This is a genomic window from Thiorhodococcus mannitoliphagus (assembly GCF_010915725.1).
Taxonomy (GTDB): Bacteria; Pseudomonadota; Gammaproteobacteria; order Chromatiales; family Chromatiaceae; genus Thiorhodococcus; species Thiorhodococcus mannitoliphagus.
The window spans coordinates 12,300-31,209 of the sequence record NZ_JAAIJR010000037.1 but is presented as its reverse complement, the minus strand read 5'-3'; the positions used below and the strand labels follow the sequence as shown (position 1 = coordinate 31,209).

The 18,910-nt window shown below is 64.0% G+C and carries 12 protein-coding genes; 6 read left to right on the top strand and 6 right to left on the bottom strand.

Annotated features, from left to right (window positions below):
* Positions 1-346: 346 nt before the first annotated feature.
* Positions 347-853, bottom strand: a complete 507-nt coding sequence (locus G3480_RS10975; RefSeq protein WP_164653933.1) for a DUF922 domain-containing protein — start codon at positions 851-853, stop codon at positions 347-349.
* A gap of 208 nt (positions 854-1,061) precedes the next feature.
* Here G3480_RS10975 and G3480_RS10970 point away from each other — a divergent pair, with 208 nt between their 5' ends.
* The 6 genes from G3480_RS10970 to G3480_RS10945 all read left to right on the top strand — a co-directional run bounded on the left by G3480_RS10970 (position 1,062) and on the right by G3480_RS10945 (position 8,069).
* Positions 1,062-2,147, top strand: a complete 1,086-nt coding sequence (locus G3480_RS10970) for a hypothetical protein (protein ID WP_164653932.1) — start codon at positions 1,062-1,064, stop codon at positions 2,145-2,147.
* A 29-nt stretch (positions 2,148-2,176) separates the two neighbouring features.
* On the top strand, positions 2,177-3,286 hold the full coding sequence (locus G3480_RS10965; protein ID WP_164653931.1) for an AAA family ATPase: 1,110 nt from the start codon (positions 2,177-2,179) through the stop codon (positions 3,284-3,286).
* Entirely contained in the window at positions 3,270-4,661 is a 1,392-nt protein-coding gene (locus tag G3480_RS10960) for a vWA domain-containing protein (protein ID WP_164653930.1), read from the top strand. The genes G3480_RS10965 and G3480_RS10960 overlap by 17 nt, the downstream gene beginning before the upstream one ends.
* 309 nt (positions 4,662-4,970) lie before the next feature.
* Positions 4,971-5,453 (top strand): cyclic nucleotide-binding domain-containing protein, encoded by a 483-nt coding sequence (locus G3480_RS10955; RefSeq protein ID WP_164653929.1) that lies wholly within the window; start codon positions 4,971-4,973, stop codon positions 5,451-5,453.
* A gap of 86 nt (positions 5,454-5,539) precedes the next feature.
* On the top strand, positions 5,540-6,826 hold the full coding sequence (locus G3480_RS10950; protein ID WP_164653928.1) for a cation:proton antiporter: 1,287 nt from the start codon (positions 5,540-5,542) through the stop codon (positions 6,824-6,826).
* A 157-nt stretch (positions 6,827-6,983) separates the two neighbouring features.
* Entirely contained in the window at positions 6,984-8,069 is a 1,086-nt protein-coding gene (locus G3480_RS10945) for a TRAP transporter substrate-binding protein (RefSeq protein ID WP_164653927.1), read from the top strand.
* A 743-nt stretch (positions 8,070-8,812) separates the two neighbouring features.
* Here G3480_RS10945 and G3480_RS10940 read toward each other — a convergent pair.
* The 5 genes from G3480_RS10940 to G3480_RS10920 all read right to left on the bottom strand — a co-directional run bounded on the left by G3480_RS10940 (position 8,813) and on the right by G3480_RS10920 (position 18,146).
* The gene (locus tag G3480_RS10940) at positions 8,813-9,751 is read right to left on the bottom strand and encodes an Hpt domain-containing protein (RefSeq protein WP_164653926.1); all 939 of its coding nucleotides are present in this window, start codon (positions 9,749-9,751) and stop codon (positions 8,813-8,815) included.
* Between the two features lie 400 nt (positions 9,752-10,151).
* The gene (locus G3480_RS10935) at positions 10,152-11,606 is read right to left on the bottom strand and encodes a TRAP transporter large permease (RefSeq protein WP_164653925.1); all 1,455 of its coding nucleotides are present in this window, start codon (positions 11,604-11,606) and stop codon (positions 10,152-10,154) included.
* A gap of 1 nt (position 11,607) precedes the next feature.
* Positions 11,608-12,141 carry a TRAP transporter small permease subunit gene (locus G3480_RS10930; RefSeq protein WP_164653924.1) on the bottom strand — a complete coding sequence of 178 codons (534 nt, stop codon included), beginning with the start codon at positions 12,139-12,141 and terminating at the stop codon, positions 11,608-11,610.
* A 292-nt stretch (positions 12,142-12,433) separates the two neighbouring features.
* Positions 12,434-14,821 carry a peptidoglycan-binding domain-containing protein gene (locus G3480_RS10925; RefSeq protein WP_164653923.1) on the bottom strand — a complete coding sequence of 796 codons (2,388 nt, stop codon included), beginning with the start codon at positions 14,819-14,821 and terminating at the stop codon, positions 12,434-12,436.
* Between the two features lie 811 nt (positions 14,822-15,632).
* Positions 15,633-18,146, bottom strand: a complete 2,514-nt coding sequence (locus tag G3480_RS10920; RefSeq protein WP_164653922.1) for a ferredoxin — start codon at positions 18,144-18,146, stop codon at positions 15,633-15,635.
* Between the last annotated feature and the right edge of the window lie 764 nt (positions 18,147-18,910).

The following is an 18,910-nucleotide window of genomic DNA, read 5'->3' as shown; positions in this document are numbered from 1 at the left end:
AGCGCGCGATAGTTGTCCGAGGCCAGCGTCTTGGCGAACTCCTCCGCTTAGAAAGCGCCCATTAATTGTTTCCCGATACGAGCGATCCCGCCCGAAATCCCCCCTAGCCCCCCTTTGCGAAAGGGGGGGAAGTTGTTGATGGTCACTTTCTTAGCCGAAGGCGCGTATCTGAACGGCGAGCGATCGCTCTTGACCGACTGCTCCCACAGCGAAGAGCCAAGACGGGCATGGTCGTGGCTCGCAAGCCTCGGCAACAGGGGGGCGGAAACCGGCAGATCAGCGGGGCTGATTCTGCGAAATACTCGCGGAATAAACCGAGCGATAACGTCTGGTTTGCGTCGGCCGCTCAGAGCTGCAGGTTATCCAGCCGATCGCAGGTCGGCGTGCTCCCCATGCAGCGTCGGATGAGGCCATCCCAGCGCTGCTGCTGCACGGCGTTCTGACTGTGATTGGTGTCCAGGTCGTATTTCTGCTGGACTGGGCGCATCAGCGTCTGGCGATGCCGGTTGAAGCAGTCTCTGATGGCCGTGCTCAGCTCACCGACCGAGTCGGCCTCCAGCGCCATGAAGTCGCGCGCCATGGCATGGGCGACCAGGATGCCGATGTCATAGTGCCCTTGCTCATGCGCCAGCAGTGCCGACGTCTGTGAGGCACCCCGCCGGACCGTGGCGACGGGCGCCACGCCGATCTGAAAGGTCTCGGCCATCCTGAAGCGCCCGTTGACGGAGCGGAAGGGCCGGTTGGGCACCGAGAAGTCGATGTCGATGTGGGCGTCCTCGTCCGGCAGGCTCGGCACCTCGCGGAAGTTTCGCCACTGCAAGGTTCTTGGATTGGGCGCAACGGTGATTGCCATGATCAGCCCTCCTCTTCGGCTTTAGCGTCAACCTCTCCCTCAAGTCTAGTGCGCAAGCACGCGTTGGTGTGCCGATTGGATTTCTGGAGCTTTCCCGCACCTTTTTGGTCTGACAAGAGACATCGACCGCATCAAGGCGACATGGATGCCTGCAAGCCCGGCTCGAAGCCGTGGTCGCCTCGGGCGCGGCAGACTCGCGAGAACAGCCATGACACGCATCCACATTGAGTACAATCCGCCGCCTCAGTACGAAGAGCCGGGGGCTCAGCAGCAGGCCAAGCCTCTGTCACACCATGAGATCCTCTCCCTCATGGCGCCCTTTACCAAGGCAGGACGACATGCGGACTTGGCGGCTAGCCAGCGCGCCGAGCGCCGCTTGGCCTTCAAGGCGATTCAGCACGGACCGACCGACAAACTGCCGCTTTCCCTCACAGAGACCCTGCAGCTCGAGGTGCCCGAGTCCGGCCCACTCACCCTGGTCCGCAGTGTTCAGGACGACTCTGGGCTAGTCTCCACCCTGACGGCCAAGGGTGAGGACGCGGCCCTGCTGCTAGAGCGCGTCGATGCCGTCCCCGTCCGGCGGCAGTTCGGACTGCATGCCGGCGTGCCGGTTGCCCGCAGCTATCTGATCGAGGAGAGTTCGGATGCCCAGGAAGGTGTTCCGCCACCCGCGCGCCTGCTCATCACCGCGGCCAAGGCCCGCGTCCATGGCATCAACCTGGACTTCAAGGCGGATCGATTCGTCAGCCACGCGGTTGATCTTAGACTCACGGCCGACGCCGGCACCAAGCTGCTGATCCCCGAGGACCTGACGGCCGTGATCGGCTGGCGCTGGCGCCCGCTGCGCGAGTTCATCAGCCTGTGGCGCGGCAGCATCCGCGTCCAATCCAAGGAGCCGCGGCGCACGCCCGATATTGAGCACAAGATCGGCCGCACCATCACGCACCTGGTCCGCACCCTGGAGCAACCGCCAGCCGACTTCCATCCGCGCTATCAGAAGGCGCGCTGGCGGGTGAGCTTCCAACGCGGCATCCCGCTTGGCATCGGCTTGCTGCTGGTCGCCCTGACACCCGCGATTCGTTACATCGACATGGCCGACGACTCCATCCTGCGCATGCTGATCTTTCATGCGCCCCCCTTGATGCTGGCGGCCATGTTCATGACACGCGAGCTGCCGCGCATCGAGATCCCGCCCATCCCCAGGCCGCTGAAGAACAAGCGCTGGCTAGCGCCGATCGCTGAGAAGGGCGGCCAGTCCCGCCTTGATGCGACGGCAGATGCCGGTGAATCCTGAGCACCACGCCAAGCACCCAGGAGCAGACCTTGCAGGGCAATCCCATGAACATCCCGCCGGTGTCGATCGCGGCGGTCAAGGAAGCGCTGATCGAGCAATACCAGCACCCACAGCTGAGGCATCGCGCCTCCATGCTCTGGGGCACCCGAGGGGTCGGGAAATCATCCATCGTGCGCCAGGTCGCGGAGCATTTCGACGCGCCCCTGGTCGACCTCAGGCTGACGACCATCGAGCCCGTGGATATCCGTGGCGCCATCTTCGCGGACGACAGGCGCCAGCAGACCGTCTGGTTTCCCCCCGAGTTTCTGCCGTCGGCGGACCAGCCCGCCGGCATCCTCTTCTTAGACGAGCTGACCGCGGCCGATCAGCGCCTGCAGATCTCGGCCTATTCCCTCATCTTGGACCGCCGGGTCGGCAACTATCGGCTCCCAGACGGCTGGCAGGTGATCGCCGCCGGCAACGCCGCCTTCCACGGTGCGGTCAGCCACGACATGGGCACGGCGCTCGCGGACCGCATGTTCCATTTCAATGTCCAGACGGTCATCGAGGCCTTTCTGGACTATGCCTTGACCAAGGACTTCGCCCCCGAGGTCATGGCCTACCTCAAGATTCGTCCGGACAAGCTGGACGACACCCAGAGTCAGCTCGCCAACGACCATCTGGTCGGCGCCAGCCCGCGCGGCTGGGAGGACGTCTCCAACGTCATCAAGTCCAACCTCTCGGAGAACGGCAAGCGCACCTTCGTCCAAGGGCGCGTCGGCGCGGCCAATGCCGCCGAGTTCTTCGGGGTACTGCGTGAACTCAAGGCCGGGACGGACGTCATGGCGCTGCTCGCGGCCGCAGCCGGCCCGCAGACCGTCCCGCTGCTGCCCAAGACACTGGATGGACTCTACGGCATGATCTACGCACTCCTCGCCGCAGCAACGGACGCATCGCGCATGGTGCGCGCGCTCGAGATCGTCGATCAGCTTCCCGAGACCGCGGCGCCCGATCCGCTGCCGATTCGCGAAGCCCAGACCCTCGCCATGGAGTTGCTTTTCCAGAAGGCGCTCGAGCGCGGTTTGGAGGGCGCGGTGCTCGAAAGTCCGGTCTATCGGCGCTATGCCGAGCAGCGCGCCGCCGATGAGCAGTCAATCTAGCGGCGGGCAGACGCGCGCTGTCTACAGCCACCGCGGGACGCGCGCCATCCAAAAGATGGTCGAGCTGGCGCCCGCGACCGGCGGACTGGCGCTCTGGATGCGCCACCTGGACGTCGATGCGCTCGACGGCCGGATGCTCGACGACCAGGTGCTCGCCGCCAATGATGGCACCACCATCTACTATGGCCCGGAATTCGAGCAGCTCGCGCTCAGCCTGCAAATCGGTCTAGTCTCCCATCAGGTCCTGCACGTCGCGCTACGCCACGCGCAGCGCATGGTCGAGCTGCAGCGACTCATCGGCGACGTCGACGCCGAACTCTTCAACATCTGCGCCGACGCCATCGTCAACAGCGCCCTCGGTCATCTGAGCTGGCTGGAGTTGCCGCCTCGGTCGGTGCGTCTCGAAGACCTTCTCGCCTCGGCACTGGAGATCCGCCAGGGCGCGGAAGCCGCCCTCTTGGAGTGGGATCTCGAACGGCTGTATCGCGCCGTCGACGACCGCAGGTCTGGCGGCTCGAGCACGGGCTCGAGACGCGGTGCAGGTCAAACTCAGGACAGCGCCGCGGGCGCAGGCTCGGGCGGCCAGCATCGCAGTGAGGCGGGGCGAGCCGCTCCGCGCGAGGATGGTCCCTGCGCCGCACGGGCCAGGTACAGCGGCTCGGGCATCCTCCGGGACCTGCTCCCAGCCGCCAACGCCGAGCACCCAGAGCTGGAGGCCGAGCAGTCCCGGGAGTGGCGCGAGCGCATCACCCGCGCCCATGCCGGCGACGGTGCCCACTCCATGCTGCGCACGCTGCTCGCGGACCTGCCCAGGGTCAGGACGCCCTGGGAGCAGCTCTTGCGCACCCAGCTCAGGCGCGGCTTGGCGCACAAACCGGACATCTCCTGGTCACGCCCAGCACGCTCCTACCTTGCCAACCAAGGCCGCATCGGTCGCGGACCTAAGAGTCTGCGCATGCCCTGGGAGCCCGGCTCAGCGTCCACCCGAAGCGTCGCGCGGTTGGCGGTCATGGTCGATGTCTCTGGCTCTATTGAAGATGCCCTGCTCCAAGGCTTCGCGCGCGAGATCGAGGCCATCACGCGCCGGCTGGAATCCAGAATCGTCGTCATCATCGGCGACGACCAGGTCACCGATGTGCGCAGCTTCGAGCCCGGACGCTCCAATCTGCGGGACATCCGCTTCCAAGGTGGCGGCGGAACAGACTTCTCGCCACTGCTGCGCGAGGCCGAGCGTTTTGCCCCGGATATGGGCGTCTTCCTGACCGACCTGGATGGCAAGGCCGACTATCTGCCCAGCTTCCCGGTGCTCTGGGCTGTCCCGGCCGCTTATGAGGCCATGCCAGTGCCCTTCGGCCGCAAGCTCGTGCTTGATTGACCCACGAACCTCAGCGATACCGCATCGAAACCTCTTCCGCGTCGCCCGCAAGCCGCCGTCGGGCTAAACTGCGTCGGGCTAAGAAAGCGTCCACCAACAACTTCCCCCCTTTCGCAAAGGGGGGCCAGGGGGGATTTCGGGCGGGATCGCTCGCATCGGGAAACAATCGATGAGCACTTTCTAAACCGCATCGGGCTAAACCGCATCGGGCTAAACTGCATCGGGCTAAACTGGGTCGGGCTAAACTGGGCACCAAGAAAGGCCGTCCGCGCAGCCCCAATCACCCGTAGTTTCTAAGGAGACATGTCGATGAGCGACATCAATACGAAGGAGATCCTTGCTCAATCCGCACTCGGGACCGAGCTTGACGATCAGGAGCTGACGACGCTATCGGAGCGACTTGGCCTCGCCACGCTCGCGGCCGACGAGGATCTTGTCCGCGAGGGCGATGAGCGCCGCACCCTTTTCATCCTGGCCGAAGGCCGTCTGAACGTCTGGAAGAAGGTCGGCATCGCCGAAGAGGTGGTCTATCAGATGCGGGCGGGCGAGTGCGCGGGCACGCGCGCCTTCATCGACGGCTCACCCCGCAAGGCGGGACTCCGGGCGGAGGGCCCGGCCGAGGTGCTCATGCTCGAGCCCGAAGATTTCGAGGCAATGATCGACACCCATCCGCGGATTGTTTTCAAGGTCATGCGCTGCATCTTCCGCATCACCCACAGCAACCTCATGCGCATGAATCTGGAGAGCGCGGAGATGCGCAACTACGTGCTGCGCACCGGTGGGCGCTACTAGGAGCCCGACCTTCGGCCCCGCGTCCGCTGCGACAGGCGGACTCGGTCAAAGCACCGCTCCCCGCTATCACGGAAGCCAGCACCGCCATGACACTCTTCGAGATTATCGCAACCCTGCTGAGCATCTCCGCCGTCTTCAGCTGGCTCAACGATCGCTATCTCCGGCTGCCGACCACCATCGGGCTGATGCTCATCGCCCTGCTCTGCTCCCTGGGGCTGCTGCTCTTGCCCCCCGACAGCCTGCAGGAAGAGATTCGGCAGATGCTCGAGAGCATCCACTTCGATGACACCCTGCTACACGGCTTGCTGAGCTTCCTGCTGTTCGCCGGCGCCTTGCACGTCGATCTCAACGACCTGGCGCGGCAGAAGTGGGTCATCGTGATCCTGGCAACGGCAAGCGTGATGGGCGCGACCTTGATCATCGGCGGCGGCGCTTACCTGCTCTTCCAGCTCCTCGGCCTGGATGTCCCCTTCATCTATTGCGTCCTCTTCGGCGCCCTCATCTCACCCACCGACCCTATCGCGGTCCTCGGCGTGCTCAAGAGCGCCGGCGCACCTGAGTCACTCAAGACCAAGATCGCCGGCGAATCCCTCTTCAACGATGGCGTTGCCGTCGTCGTCTTCCTGACCATCGCGGGGATCGCGATCGGCGGCCACGAAGCGACCACGCTTGGCTTTCTGGAGCTGTTCGGACGCGAGGCGGTCGGCGGCGTGCTCTTCGGCCTGCTGACCGGCGGGCTCGCCTTCCTCATGCTCTACCGCATCGACAACTACCAGGTGGAGGTGCTGGTCACCTTGGCGCTCGCGACCGGAGGCTATGCGCTGGCCGAGCATCTGCATCTCTCGGCACCCATCGCCATCGTCGTTGCCGGCCTGCTCATCGGCAACGCAGGGCGCAAATGGGCGATGTCCGAGAAGACACGCCGGCACTTGGACGACTTCTGGGAGTTGGTGGACGAGGTGCTTAACGCGGTGCTCTTCGTCCTGATCGGGCTGGAAGTGCTGGTGATCAGTCTGCGCCCCGACTACATCTTGGCGGGCGCACTCGCGATCCCACTGGTGCTCGTCGCACGCTTGATCAGTGTCGGCCTGCCCATTGGCATCATGCGGCGCTTTCGCAGCTTCTCGACCGGCGTCACCAGCATCCTGACCTGGGCTGGACTGCGCGGCGGTATCTCCGTGGCCCTGGCGCTCTCCCTACCCTCGGGCGAGACACGTGACATCCTGGTGACCGTGACCTATGTCATCGTGGTCTTTTCCATCCTGGTCCAGGGACTCACGCTCGGCCCCTTGGTCCGCCGTATGGGCGCGCGCGCCGAACTCGAGCTGTCCCGAACGCAGTTGGCCAGCGCCGAGTCGGCAGCCGAGGATTGAGCATGTCTCCATCTCATCTGCGCGCAACGGCAGCACGCGCAATCCGCCAATTGCTTTGGATACAATGCAGCCGATGGGGCCGAGCACAAACGGCGCCGGCGCGGGTGACATCCCCTTTGAATGCTCAACAACAAACGAGAACATCCTGGAGGACAGCATGCAGAGACGTGACTTCCTGAAGACAGCAGGTGTCGGCGCGGCCGCCGCTGGCCTGTCTCTACCGGCAAGGGCAGAGGGCCCAGCCATCAAGTGGCGCATGGCTTCGAGCTTCCCGAAAAGCCTCGACACCATCTATGGCGGCGGCGAGACGCTGTCCAAGCGCGTCGCAGAGCTGACCGACGGGCGCTTCGAGATCCGCGTGTTCGCCGGCGGCGAGATCGTCCCGCCCTTCGGCGTGCTGGACGCTGTTCAGCAGAACACCGTGGAGTGCGGTCACACCGCCTCCTACTACTACTACGGCAAGAACAAGGCGCTGGCGCTGGAAACCACCTTTCCCTTCGGCCTCAACACCCGTCAGCTCACCGCCTGGGTCCTGCAGGGCGGCGGCATGGAACTGCTGCGCGAGATGTTCGCCGAGTACGGTATCGTCAACTTCCTCGGCGGCAGCACGGGCGCCCAGATGGGCGGCTGGTTCCGCAAGGAGATCAAGTCGCTTGACGACCTCCAGGGCCTCAAGATCCGTATCCCCGGCTTCGGCGCCGAGGTCTTCTCCCGCCTCGGCGCCGTGCCGCAGTCCTTGCCGGGCGGTGAGGTTTACCCCTCGCTTGAGCGCGGGGCCATCGACGCCGCAGAGTGGACGGTTCCCTATGACGACGAGAAGCTCGGCTTCTACAAGGTCGCCAAGTACTACTACTACCCCGGCTGGTGGGAGCCGGGCACCCATCTGGTCTTCTACGTCAACAAGGAGCAGTGGGAGTCCCTAACCCCGTCTTACCAGGCGGCTTTCGCGATCGCGGCCAATGATGCGCATCTGGAGATGCTGGCCGCCTATGACGCCAAAAACCCGCCAGCGCTGCAGCGCCTCATGGCGGCTGGGGCCGAACTGCGCCGCTTCCCGGACGACGTGCTCCTGAAGGCCTACAAGGTTGCTGAAGAGGTCTACGCTGAAGAGGTCGAGAAGAATCCGACCTTCAAGAAGATCTACGATTCCATGATCGCCTTCCAGAAGAGTTCTGACGTCTGGTGGGGCGTCGCCGAGGCGTCGATGTCCAACTTCCGTCAGGCGGTGCGGCGAATGTCCTAGGAGCCTGTCCGACTTGGGGGGATCGAAGCGAGGAAGTGGGAGAGCGAGGCCATTTCGTTCCGGTTTTGAGGCGCATAGTGGTTCTATGTAACGAAAAAGCGGGGCGAAAGGGACCGTTCTCCCGATTCCGCAGCCGATTCATCCTAAGTCGGACAGGCTCCTGGCGGCATCCCACAAGCCCTGGCCTGCTGCGCGCGCCAGGGCTTTTTGCGCTGGGGGTAAAAGGCTCCTCGCCATGGGTGCCCCCCGAATGAAGCAGTCGGCTTCTAGATTGCGGCGGAACCAAATTGGGCATCTGGCGGTTCTGCTTCTCAAGCAGCCGCCCAGACGCTGGGTGAAGAACGGAAATCGGAAACCAACTCCCAGACAAGGGTTTGATCTGGTGGCTGCGCCACCAGCGTTTGGGTTGCTACCTTAGCAAGTGCCCATCAATTTTTCCCGATGCGAGCGATGCCGCCCGAAATCCCCCCTGGCCCCCCTTTGCGAAAGGGGGGGAAGTTGTTGGTGGGCACTTGCTTAGAACGTGTCCATCAATTGTTTCCCGATACGAGCGATCCCGCCCGGAATCCCCCCTGGCCCCCCTTTGCGAAAGGGGGGGGGAAGTTGTTGGTGGGGACTTGCTTAGAGGCTGTCTGGAAATCATTGTCGAGGCATTGATGGACTGGGGGGCGACTTTAGTCGCCTACCCGCGCAGGTATCGAGGGTGACTGAAGTCGCACCGAGTTTCCAGACAGCTTTCTAGGTCAGAGCAGAAAGTAGGCTGCGGTTCCGACGGCCGCGATCATCAGCAAGATTCCCAAGGTCAGCGCCCAGATGGAAATCCGACGCGCCGAGACGACGGCCTCGGCCATGGCCTCCAGCCGCTTGTCCATCTCCTGCCGCGTGCGCTCGCCGGCATGGCCCCGCTCACGCACGCGCTGATCAATGAGTTGCTGGAGTTCGCGGGTGTCGGGAGGCGCCGCCGCCTGCGCGGTGCCGCGTGACATCTTGCGCAGCTCCTGAATGTCCCTGGCTAGGCCATTGACGCGCTCGGTGAGCGGCTTGAGGTCTGTGCCCGCGCGCTGCCCCTGCAGCTCTGCCCCGATCGCATCCAGGTAGCCGGACAGCTTGCGCGACTGCTGCAAGCCCATCTCGGCGCGCTGAAGCGCCTCGTCCGAGCGTCTTGTCGCCTGATCGAGCTGGCGCTGAAGCTCGCCGAGCTTGGCCTGCAGCCCCGAGGAATCCGCCGCTGGCGCCTTTGGCGCCGCAGACGGACGCGGGGCGGCTGCTTGCGCCTCTCCGCTCGCGAGGGCATCGGCTTGCGCCATCATGGTCTGCATCTCGGCTTCGAGCCCCGACGGACGTTGCCGTTTGAAGGCATCGACGAGCTTGGGAATGATTCCATGGCAGCGCTGGATCAGGGCGATCATGGGCTCGCTGACCGCGATCTTGCCCTCGATCGCGCGGTTCAGCATGCTCTCGATCTTCCAGGCGAGTTCGCCCAGATCCAAGGCTTTGGCCATACGGCCGCTGCCCTTGAGCGTATGGAAGCCGCGGCGCACTTCTCCAAGTGCATTCTTGTCTTTGGGATTGCCCTTCAGGGCTTTCAGGTTCTGACCGATTTCTTGCAGGACCTCTTCGGCCTCTTCGGCGAAGATCTCGATGATTTCCTGGTCGTCCGCGTCTAGGGTCATTGTCGACATGCCTCACGTCCCTCATGGAATCCAGTGCGGTGCCAGCATGCTCCAGGCGCCCAGCCGAAGCAGGCACGGAATCGGATGCGAATGCTCAACGGGACGCCGGGCTCACGATCGGGCCACGCACGACTCCGCCTTACCGCTACGCGCTTAGAAAGCGCCCATCAATTGTTTCCCGATGCGAGCGATCCCGCCCGAAATCCCCCCTAGCCCCCCTTTGCGAAAGGGGGGAAGTTGTTGATGGTCACTTTCTTACGCTGTCCGATTCTCGACCGTTGTCCGCACCCTTGTCACCCTCAGCGTTCTGCCTTTTCACCCGGGTTGTGAGCTGGATCCCGGATTCAGAGCGCCGATGCATCAGTTCTGCAATCTTGGCCCGGCCAGATATCAGTCGGAGCAAGCCGGCCTATTGGCCGAAATCAGTTGGCGGCGGGCCTAGGAGCCCCTCGAACTCAGCGCTATCCAGCAGGCTCGAGCCAGCCTGAGGCTCGGGCCTGCTGATCTCGGTCGGCGTCTCGTTGATGGTTGGTCCATCCAAGCCCCAGCTTACCAGTTCGGGGAAGACGATGATGAGGACGACCATAAGCAGCTGGATGCCGAGAAAGGGGACCGCACCCCAGTAGATATCCACCGTACGCACCTTCGCGGGCGCCACCGAGCGCAGATAGAAGAGCGCGAAGCCGAAGGGCGGGTGCATGAAGCTGGTCTGCATGTTTACGCCTAGGAGCACACCGAACCAGACCAGATCGATCCCGAGCTTGGCCGCGACTGGGGCCAGAAGCGGCAGAATGATGAAGGAGATCTCGAAGAAATCCAGGAAGAAGGCCAGGAAGAAAACCAGCAAGTTAACGAAAATCAGGAAGCCGATCACACCGCCCGGGAGCCCCGTGAGCAGGTGCTCCACCCAGAGATCCCCGTCCACGCCCCTGAAGGTGAGGCTGAAGACGCTGGAGCCGATCAAGATGAAGATCACGAAACTGGTGATGCGCGCCGTGGACGTCATGGACTCCCGCAGCATGCCCACATTGAGTCGCTTCTTGAAGGCCGCCAGCAGCATGGCGCCCACGGCGCCCATGGCGCCGCCCTCGGTCGGCGTCGCCCAGCCGATGAAGATGGTCCCGAGCACCAGGAAGATGAGCGCAAGCGGGGGAATGAGGGCAACGATGACGCGCCATAGGAGCCTGCGGCCATGGAGTGTCCGCGCCTCCGGCGGCAGCGCGGGAGCGCTCTCCGGACGCAGAATGGTCGTACCCAGGACGTAGAGCGCATAGAAGCCGGTAAGGAGCAGCCCTGGAATGAGCGCCCCCTTGTACATATCGCCGACCGAGCGCCCCAGGACGTCGGCCATGACGATCAACACCAGCGACGGCGGGACGATCTGCGCCAAGGTACCGCTCGCGGCGATGACGCCGGTCGCCAGCCTGGGGTGATAGCCGTAGCGCAGCATGATGGGCAGCGAGATCAGCCCCATGGCGATGACGGAGGCCGCGACCACGCCGGTCGTCGCCGCCAGCAGCGCGCCGACGAAGACCGCCGCATAGGCCAATCCACCGCGCACGCCGCCGAAGATCTGGCCGACCGTGTCCAGCAGTTCCTCGGCCATGCCGCTGCGCTCGAGGATGAGACCCATGAAGGTGAAGAAGGGCACCGCGAGCAGAATCTCGTTGCGCATGATGCCGAAGACACGGTCCGGCAGCGCCTGCAGCAGCGACGGCGTCAGCATTCCCAGCTCGATGCCGATCCAACCGAAGAGCATACCAACGGCGGCGAGCGAGAAGGCGACCGGATAGCCCAGCAGCAGGAAGAGCACCAGCGCCGTAAACATCACGGGCGCCATGTTGGCGATCAGCCAGGCCTCCATCTCAGTCTCCTCCCTGAGCAGCCGGCAGCGGCCGACGCCCCGTCAGGGCACCGAAGCCCTTGATGACCTCGGACACGCCTTGCAGTGCCAGCAGGGTGAACCCCACGGGGATGGCGAGCTTCATGGGCCACCAGATCAGTCCGCCGGGGTTATAGGAGGCCTCGTTCTGGTGGAAAGAGATGAGGAAGTAATTCCAGGCGTCCACGATGATGAGCACGCAGACCGGCAGCAGAAAGAGCAGACCGCCCAGGATATCGATCCCGACACGCACGCGCGGCGGCAGGCGGTTGTGGAGGATATCCACCCGAACGTGACCCCGCTCCAAGAGCGTCCAGGGCGCGCATAAGAGGAAGACCAATCCAAACATGAACCACTGGCCCTCGATCATGGCGTTGGAGCCCCAGTCGAGCGTATAGCGCAGGGTGGCCGTCAGCGCGCTCAGCAGCACGCTCCCCAGGATCAGCCACATGGCCGCCTGCCCGACGCGGCGATTGAGCGTATCGATGAAATCCGAGAGACGTAGCAGCGCATCCATCCTCAGTCGGCTCCGGAGCTTGAGATAGCCGGCAACACTAGCAGAGGTGGCAGGGCGAACCAAGGGAAGGACGCCGATGGGGTGTCAGCGGACCATGCTTAGAAAGTGGCCAGCAAGAGCTTCCCCCCCTTTGCGAAAGGGGGGAAGTTGTTGATGGACGCTTTCTAGATGCTGTGCAGGGCGCAAAATGCTTGCAGATGAGTCAAATTTCGATGAAGCGTCCGACTATCGAAGGCCGATGGCATGACTCGTCGGTCTGAGGCGAAGCCTCGCTAGAGACTGTGCGGGGCGATCAGTCGCTGAGGACGCCGGGATGGCGGGCGAGCGCTGGCGGCTCGCTCGGCGCCTTCTGAGCGTCCGTCTCTAAATCAGCCTCCGCCAGCAAAAGCTCAGGCCAGTCGGGCAGCGAGTCTTCCCCGCCCGGGATGAGGCTATAGAAGACGAGCTGCGCTGACGCTTTCGGCGTTTCGCAGGTCAGGGCAGTCTCGGTCTCGTCTTGGATTGGACACTGAGGTCCGGACGGCGTCAGGAAGATGTCACGGCCCATTGGCGGCAGGCCGAGCATGGCCACGGTCACTGGATCAAGGAGACCATGCGTCTGGCGCAGGCCGTGACGCAGCTGAAAACGGTCGAGCGCACCCACAGTCAGCTTGCCGGCGATGCCGTCGAAGTGCGCACGCTTGGCGCGCCCGCCGCCGTGCGTTTGGGTCTGCAGCCCTTCCTCTGCCAGCGCCTCCTGCAGCGCGGCGATATGTGGCTTCGAGGCGCGCCGATGGCGCTTCAACAGGCGCTTGATCCCCATGAGATCCAGGGCATCTTGCATCGCCACCTCTTGACTGAGTTGAAGGGCTGCATAGCGGGCGACACGTTGCTCGTACATCTCAAGCGCGACACGCTCGGCAGGCATGAGCCTATCGACCAACGCCGGGTCATCGGGCTGGTCCTTGCCGACCAGCTCCCGAAAGCTGCTCAAGGCCTCGCGAATCTCCGGGCGATCCGTCTCGAAATCCTCGACATCGGGGGACAAAATCCCCAGGTGCTGCAAGGCGGAGGCGACAGGCGGCGGCAAAGTCGCCAAGGGTGTGTCCTCGCCTTGGCGAATCAGCTGCGCGAGGCGCTCCTTGTACTCACGCGTCTCGGCGGCATCGAGCGGCCCGGTGATCAGCTTCTTTGGCACCTCCAGGCTGCCACTGATCTCGTGGTGCAGCTCGGTCGTTTCGATGCGGTTGTCGCCGCCGAGCGTCCAGCCAGGCATGTCGCCGCCCTCCAGCTGAAAACCCACGCCATACTTGGCGCGAACCATGGCCGGCTGGCGCTTGGACTGAACCCGTTTGGTGAGCGCGCTCATGAACTCGGCCCAAGTGTAGGGATCGGTCTTGGCGCTGCCGTCGCGGTAGAACATCCCTGCATTCCCGGTTACGACCGGCGAATCGGCTGGCAAGCCCCACTCGGACGAGACGCGGGGCGCCCTCACCACGTCAGGGCTCGACCAGACGGCCGATCCGGGCGACAGGCGGGCGGAGGGTCGATAGATGGCCGAATCCCCCAGGCTGGGAGCCCGGCTGCCGAGCGCATGCTGCTGCAAACCCGAGCTGAGGCCGTATCTCGCCGAGATGCGCGGCAAGGTTGCGAAGCTCCCCTGGCCTGCAGTGGCGGAATCGGCCGCCGCGATCGAGGCAGATCGCAAGATGCTGCGCGCCCGCAGGATGGCTTGTCGCTCCTCGATGTCGGCCAAGACCGGCTCTGGCGTCGCCATGGGCTCGGTCGCTGGGCTGGGCTGCTTTACGCACAGGGTATGACGGGCTTCCCCGCGCGCGAGCGCCAAGATTTGCCTGCCGCGCCCTTCGCCCAGAAAGTGGAACAGATAGTCCTCTTCGGGCGTCTTGGCGCCAGATTCGACGCTGAGATAGTGCTTGGAGAAGGCCAGGACGGTGAAATTGTGACGCAGCAGTTGCAGCTGCTCGTCATCGCGTCCTCTCACGCCCGCGACCGTCTCTTGGATGATTGCCCGCACCTGCGCGTCGCTGAAGGGCCCGGCGCCGAGATCTAAGGGCGCGCGCCCCGAGGTCTCATCCGCTGCGCTCGCGGTCAAGAGATCGCCACCGTACTTCTTGATCACGAGATGAAAGGTCGATGGAATGAACTGCCAAACGCCGGTCGCCGAGCCCAATCGGCCGCTCCCGAGCGTTGGCCGAACGAAGTCGTTCCAGGTCTTCGCGCTCTCGAACTCGCCTGTCGCCAGTGCTTGCCCCAGGCTCGCACCAGTCCGTTCAGACACCTCCAGCAAGATGAGCATTTGCTGGGGCGAGATGTCTTGGGTCCGATCGTAGTTGCGCGCCTGTGCCTTTGCCTTAGCGCGATACTCCGCCAAGGCTTGGTCTGGTGCGGACTCCTCCAGTGCTTGGTCTGGTGCGGACTCCTCCAGCACAGGGTTTGGCCCGGACTCCTCAAGCACCGGGTTTGGCTCGGACTCCTCCAGTACCGGGTTTGGCCCGGACTCCTCAAGCACCGGGTTTGGCTCGGACTCCTCCAGTACCGGGTTTGGCTCGGACTCCTCAAGCACCGGGTTTGGTGCGGACTCCTCAAGCACCGGGTTTGGTGCGGACTCCTCAAGCACCGGGTTTGGTGCGGACTCATCCAGCGATGTCTGGGCGAGGAGACCTTGATCTTCAGTCGCCAAGGCGGTCGTGAGACCGCATGCTAGGAGGACTGCGGCCAAACGGCGGGGTGGACATCTTCCCTGTTTCTCTTTGCGCACCATAGGTCTACCCGTTGCTAACTGAAATGAGAGGGGAGGCGGGGCGCCCGCCTCTCGCAGATGGTGATGCCGCCTCGCGAATCAATCCAAGCGGACAGGCCGAGTCGATACCAAGGCAGCAAAGAATTCACGAAGGCTGACTGCAGTTCGCCAATCCCGAGGAAGACAGTCTAAGGCCGAGGCGGATGGACGCGGCACCCAATCTGCCGACATCTGACCTAAGGCGATTTCTGTCAATGTTCATCGCACCTGACTTGTCTCGAGGCCCGCCTTCCCTGTCGCACCGGCAGTCACATCGCTTGGCTATGCCCCTGTCGGCGCTCCTTGCGGGCGAACCGCGATCCGGCGCCCTCTGGTATGAGCTTTTCCGATAATCGCCCAAGAAGATTGCCTAAATCGCGCCGCCAAGTGTTCAACAGGCGGGTTTAACCATGCAGTTTAGTCCTTTCGCAGCCCGGCTGCCGTGGCGAGGGCCAGGTTTTCGCCGAGGGATGGGCATCGACGACCTCTTCAACAAGATCTATGGCTAGCATCTCAACCGCGCCAATGTGGATCTCTTCAATCCGGATGCGGTTCAGGTCAAGGAGTTCAACACCTATCGGTTTCCCGAAATCAACCTGAACAGCCGCTCCAAGCCTGCGTAGCCAGGCCATCCTGGCCTGGTTTGCCAGGGCTAGAAGCCCTGGCTACATAAAACCGATAGGTGGTGAGGTCAAGGAGTCAGGAGCTTGACTCAGGCGAAGGCCGCGGCCCGCTCGAGCAAGGCATCCAGTCCGGGCTCTTCCGGATTCCAGGGCTTGCCGGGGTGGATGCACTTGGCGGGGCAGATCTCGGCCGCCTCGACCAGCTGAGCATAACTGCCTTTGTTGAGGTCGCCTAAGAGCGCCTGCTTATCCTCGTTGTAGAAGAAGAGTTGCGGATTGATCCGCAGACAGTCATTGCAGCTGGTGCAGAGCGGCGTATCGATCCAGGGCTCGTCGAAGCCCAGGTCTGGCTCGGCGTCTTCGGCGGGCGGCGCTGGTTGGCTCTCCTCGGGCTGGCTCGCTGCAGTCGCGTCGACGCCCTGGAGCGCGGCAATCGGCTCGGCCCGACGTCCACCGGGGAGCATGGTCCCGACCGCCGTGTTGAAGTCGAGCCCCATCAGGGTATCCGTCAGCCGCAGCATGGCCTCTCCGGCCGCGCTCTCGCTCACCCGTTCGATCTCGGCGGCATGCTCGGCCTGCAGTCGCGCCCGCTCCTCGGCGGCCTGCTGGCGCTCCTCGGCCTGGGTGCGCTCGATCGCCAACTCGACATAGCGGTTCTTGACCCCGGCCAGCTCTTGCAGCGAGTGCCAGAAATTGAGCCGGTCGCGACAGGCAAGGATCAGCTCGCGCGAAACCAAGACCCGATGCAGGATGGCGTTGCCGTCGACGGCCCAGAGATAGGGCAGCCGCTGGCTCGCCTCGTCGAGCGGCAGAGAGAGGTAGTCCGCTAAGGGCACGAGCGCGTCTGAGTCGCAACCGGGTGGAATCAGGCGGAAGTGATCCCGCAACCGTGGGACCAGCATGGCGTAGTCCGCGAAGGTGAATGCCAGGTCCAGCGTCGACTCGGTGCCGTTCTCATCGCGAAAGCTGAAGGGATGCACCGGCCAATCGCGGTCTTCCTGCGGATTGCCGTCGAATGAGACCCGATTCGCTGCGAAGTCGCCCGCGGCCGGATTGACACGAAAGAAGGGATGGGCGCGGCCTTCGATGCCCGCCCCGGCGACGAGCCAGGCATTGAGCTGCAGCAGACTGCTGGGAGGGCGCATGCCCGTATTGATCAGGTGCAGACTGGTCTGGGTGGCATCCAGGGCCTCTAGATAGCCTTGCAGCAGGTTTTGATGCCGCGCCGCCGAGGATTGGTTGACGACCGCCTGACGGTGGGCGATCCCGAGGTAGCCGAGTTCTGTGCGGTAGGACTGGAAGGGATTCTCCTCCGGCAGGGCGCCAGGATCATTGCTTGGCTGGATCCGCACCAGGATCTGCGCCGGCCGACCGGAACTGAGGAGGCGAGAGAGCGACTGCAGCCCCTCGCGGGCCACGCGGCTGGCATCTTCCAAGGCGATGATGCAGGGGACCAGCAGCAGTTCCTCGTGGGAGAAAGCCTCCCAACCGAAGCTGGCGAACCAGGGATCGTGGATGTTGGGATCGTAGATCGACCCGATCTCCAGCTCCGCGATCCGCACGGCGGCAAAGACCTGGGCGAGCTGCGCGGCCTCCTTGTCGAACAGCGTGGTCGCGCACCCGCAAGGGTCGGGGTCGACCAAGTCCCGCACGTCATCGCTCGCCCGCATCCACGCCTCGTCGATGGCGCCGAGATGGACAAAGCGCACCAGGACGGGATCGGGACGCCAGCTCTCTAGCACCTCGAGCACCTGCTCGATCCGGGCGCGGCGCTCATCGGACATCTTGCGAGTGCCGCGCGAGTGGTCCATGACCTCGGATAGCGCATCCGGATCGAAACGCGCGCCGCCCGGACCGACGCTGTCGCGCGCGCGCTTGGGCTCGATGGACTCAATCGACTTGCCCCACTCCACCTGGAACAGCGACTTGAGCCCGCGGACGCAGGCATCGATACGCGCCTGGAAGCGGACTCGGCGAGGCACCACGCGGCTACGGATGGCATGGATCAGCAGGTGCAGCGCGGGGTAGCGACCGTAGCCCATCACCTCCGCGTCGCCCACGCTCGCCTGCAGCCGCTCAAGGTCTTGCGCCAGTGCCTCCCGATGCCCTTGATCGAGCCCCAAGTGCTGCTGCAAGGCCAAGCCCGCGGCGGCTAGCACAGACACAGCCGGCACCGGCCCTTCGTGCTCGCGCAGCGTGGTGCGCAAGTGGTGCTCGAGCCAATGGATATGATCCTTGAGAATGCGGGCTGAGGGCGCCTCGGGAGCAAAGTCTTGCACGGCATTCTTCAACCATTGAGCAAGGCTCTGTGACAGCTCGGTAGAGGCTTGACTGCCATCCCCTTCGGCTGGGGGAAAAAGGATGAGCGGATAGTCATACCGCAGCCGATTGGCATCGCGGAACGGATCCAGCAAGGCCGGCAGCCAGTCGTCGCCCAGTGGCTCCAGGGCCTCGTGCGCGCGCGGATCGCCCAAGTGACAATGCCGCAGCGTGAACATCAGCTCGCGTGTCGCCTTGGCATCCTTGACGGCGACGGGCAAAGCAGGGATCCGCTCACGCGCGGAGTCGGGAAATTGAGAGTGGCTGTTTTCGGTTGGATTCATGTCCATGGTGCTTCACAAACCCGCAAGAGCGCTGTGCAAGGAAGGCTATCGAGTCGCCTGAGCCTTCTTTCAGACGGTTCCGCCATCGGCGCGCCGGCCGGTTGCGCGAACCGCGCCAAACCGGGGGAACTGCCGCTAAGTGTTTTCAGCGCACTAGGTTACAACGACTCGCCATTCGGTGCCGACGGGAAACCGCCCAGCCCGAGCGCCAGGAGATGCGAACAGGCCTTGATCATCGATCAGCAAAGCGCGCAGTCGGTGGGAGCAGCGCCCCGCCGCGACGGGCGCGCGATCACGGCGGGGCGCCGCTCCCAGATCGCACGACCTCATTGCTGCGCAAGGCCCATTCGACCGCGTCTGCGATCCGATGATCGCGGCATCCGGACGGCCTGACGAAGAGCATCCAATCCTCGCAAACCTTCAGCTCAAGAGGACCAGCTGAACCGCGAAGCGCGCCAAGGCTCTCAATGTCGTTTCTCGGCACCTGGGCTCATCTTCCGGAGCAAGCGCTGGTGCGCAACAGGGCGTTGTTTTTCTTCGCGTCCTCTGTGCCTTTAGGGGTTCAACTGCCTGATTTCATGTTAGCGTAACGCACGATGTGTGCGCGACGTCACGGACAGCACCCCGCAGCCTTCGCCATGATCCTGCCTGCTTACCGGCCGATCAGGCAGGGATGCCAAACACCGACCCAAGCCGTCCTGGAGCCAGAGCCAGCAGCGTCCCTGAGGGTGGCTCTGTCAGACACCGGCACAAGGATCCGTCGA

Excerpts from the sequence above, each read along its gene's own strand:
- G3480_RS10975 (WP_164653933.1), bottom strand. The coding sequence starts at position 853 with ATGGCAATCACCGTTGCGCCCAATCCAAGAACCTTGCAGTGGCGAAAC.
- G3480_RS10970 (WP_164653932.1), top strand. The coding sequence starts at position 1,062 with ATGACACGCATCCACATTGAGTACAATCCGCCGCCTCAGTACGAAGAG.
- G3480_RS10960 (WP_164653930.1), top strand. The coding sequence starts at position 3,270 with ATGAGCAGTCAATCTAGCGGCGGGCAGACGCGCGCTGTCTACAGCCAC.
- G3480_RS10955 (WP_164653929.1), top strand. The coding sequence starts at position 4,971 with ATGAGCGACATCAATACGAAGGAGATCCTTGCTCAATCCGCACTCGGG.
- G3480_RS10950 (WP_164653928.1), top strand. The coding sequence starts at position 5,540 with ATGACACTCTTCGAGATTATCGCAACCCTGCTGAGCATCTCCGCCGTC.
- G3480_RS10945 (WP_164653927.1), top strand. The coding sequence starts at position 6,984 with ATGCAGAGACGTGACTTCCTGAAGACAGCAGGTGTCGGCGCGGCCGCC.
- G3480_RS10940 (WP_164653926.1), bottom strand. The coding sequence starts at position 9,751 with ATGTCGACAATGACCCTAGACGCGGACGACCAGGAAATCATCGAGATC.
- G3480_RS10935 (WP_164653925.1), bottom strand. The coding sequence starts at position 11,606 with ATGGAGGCCTGGCTGATCGCCAACATGGCGCCCGTGATGTTTACGGCG.
- G3480_RS10930 (WP_164653924.1), bottom strand. The coding sequence starts at position 12,141 with ATGGATGCGCTGCTACGTCTCTCGGATTTCATCGATACGCTCAATCGC.
- G3480_RS10920 (WP_164653922.1), bottom strand. The coding sequence starts at position 18,146 with ATGAATCCAACCGAAAACAGCCACTCTCAATTTCCCGACTCCGCGCGT.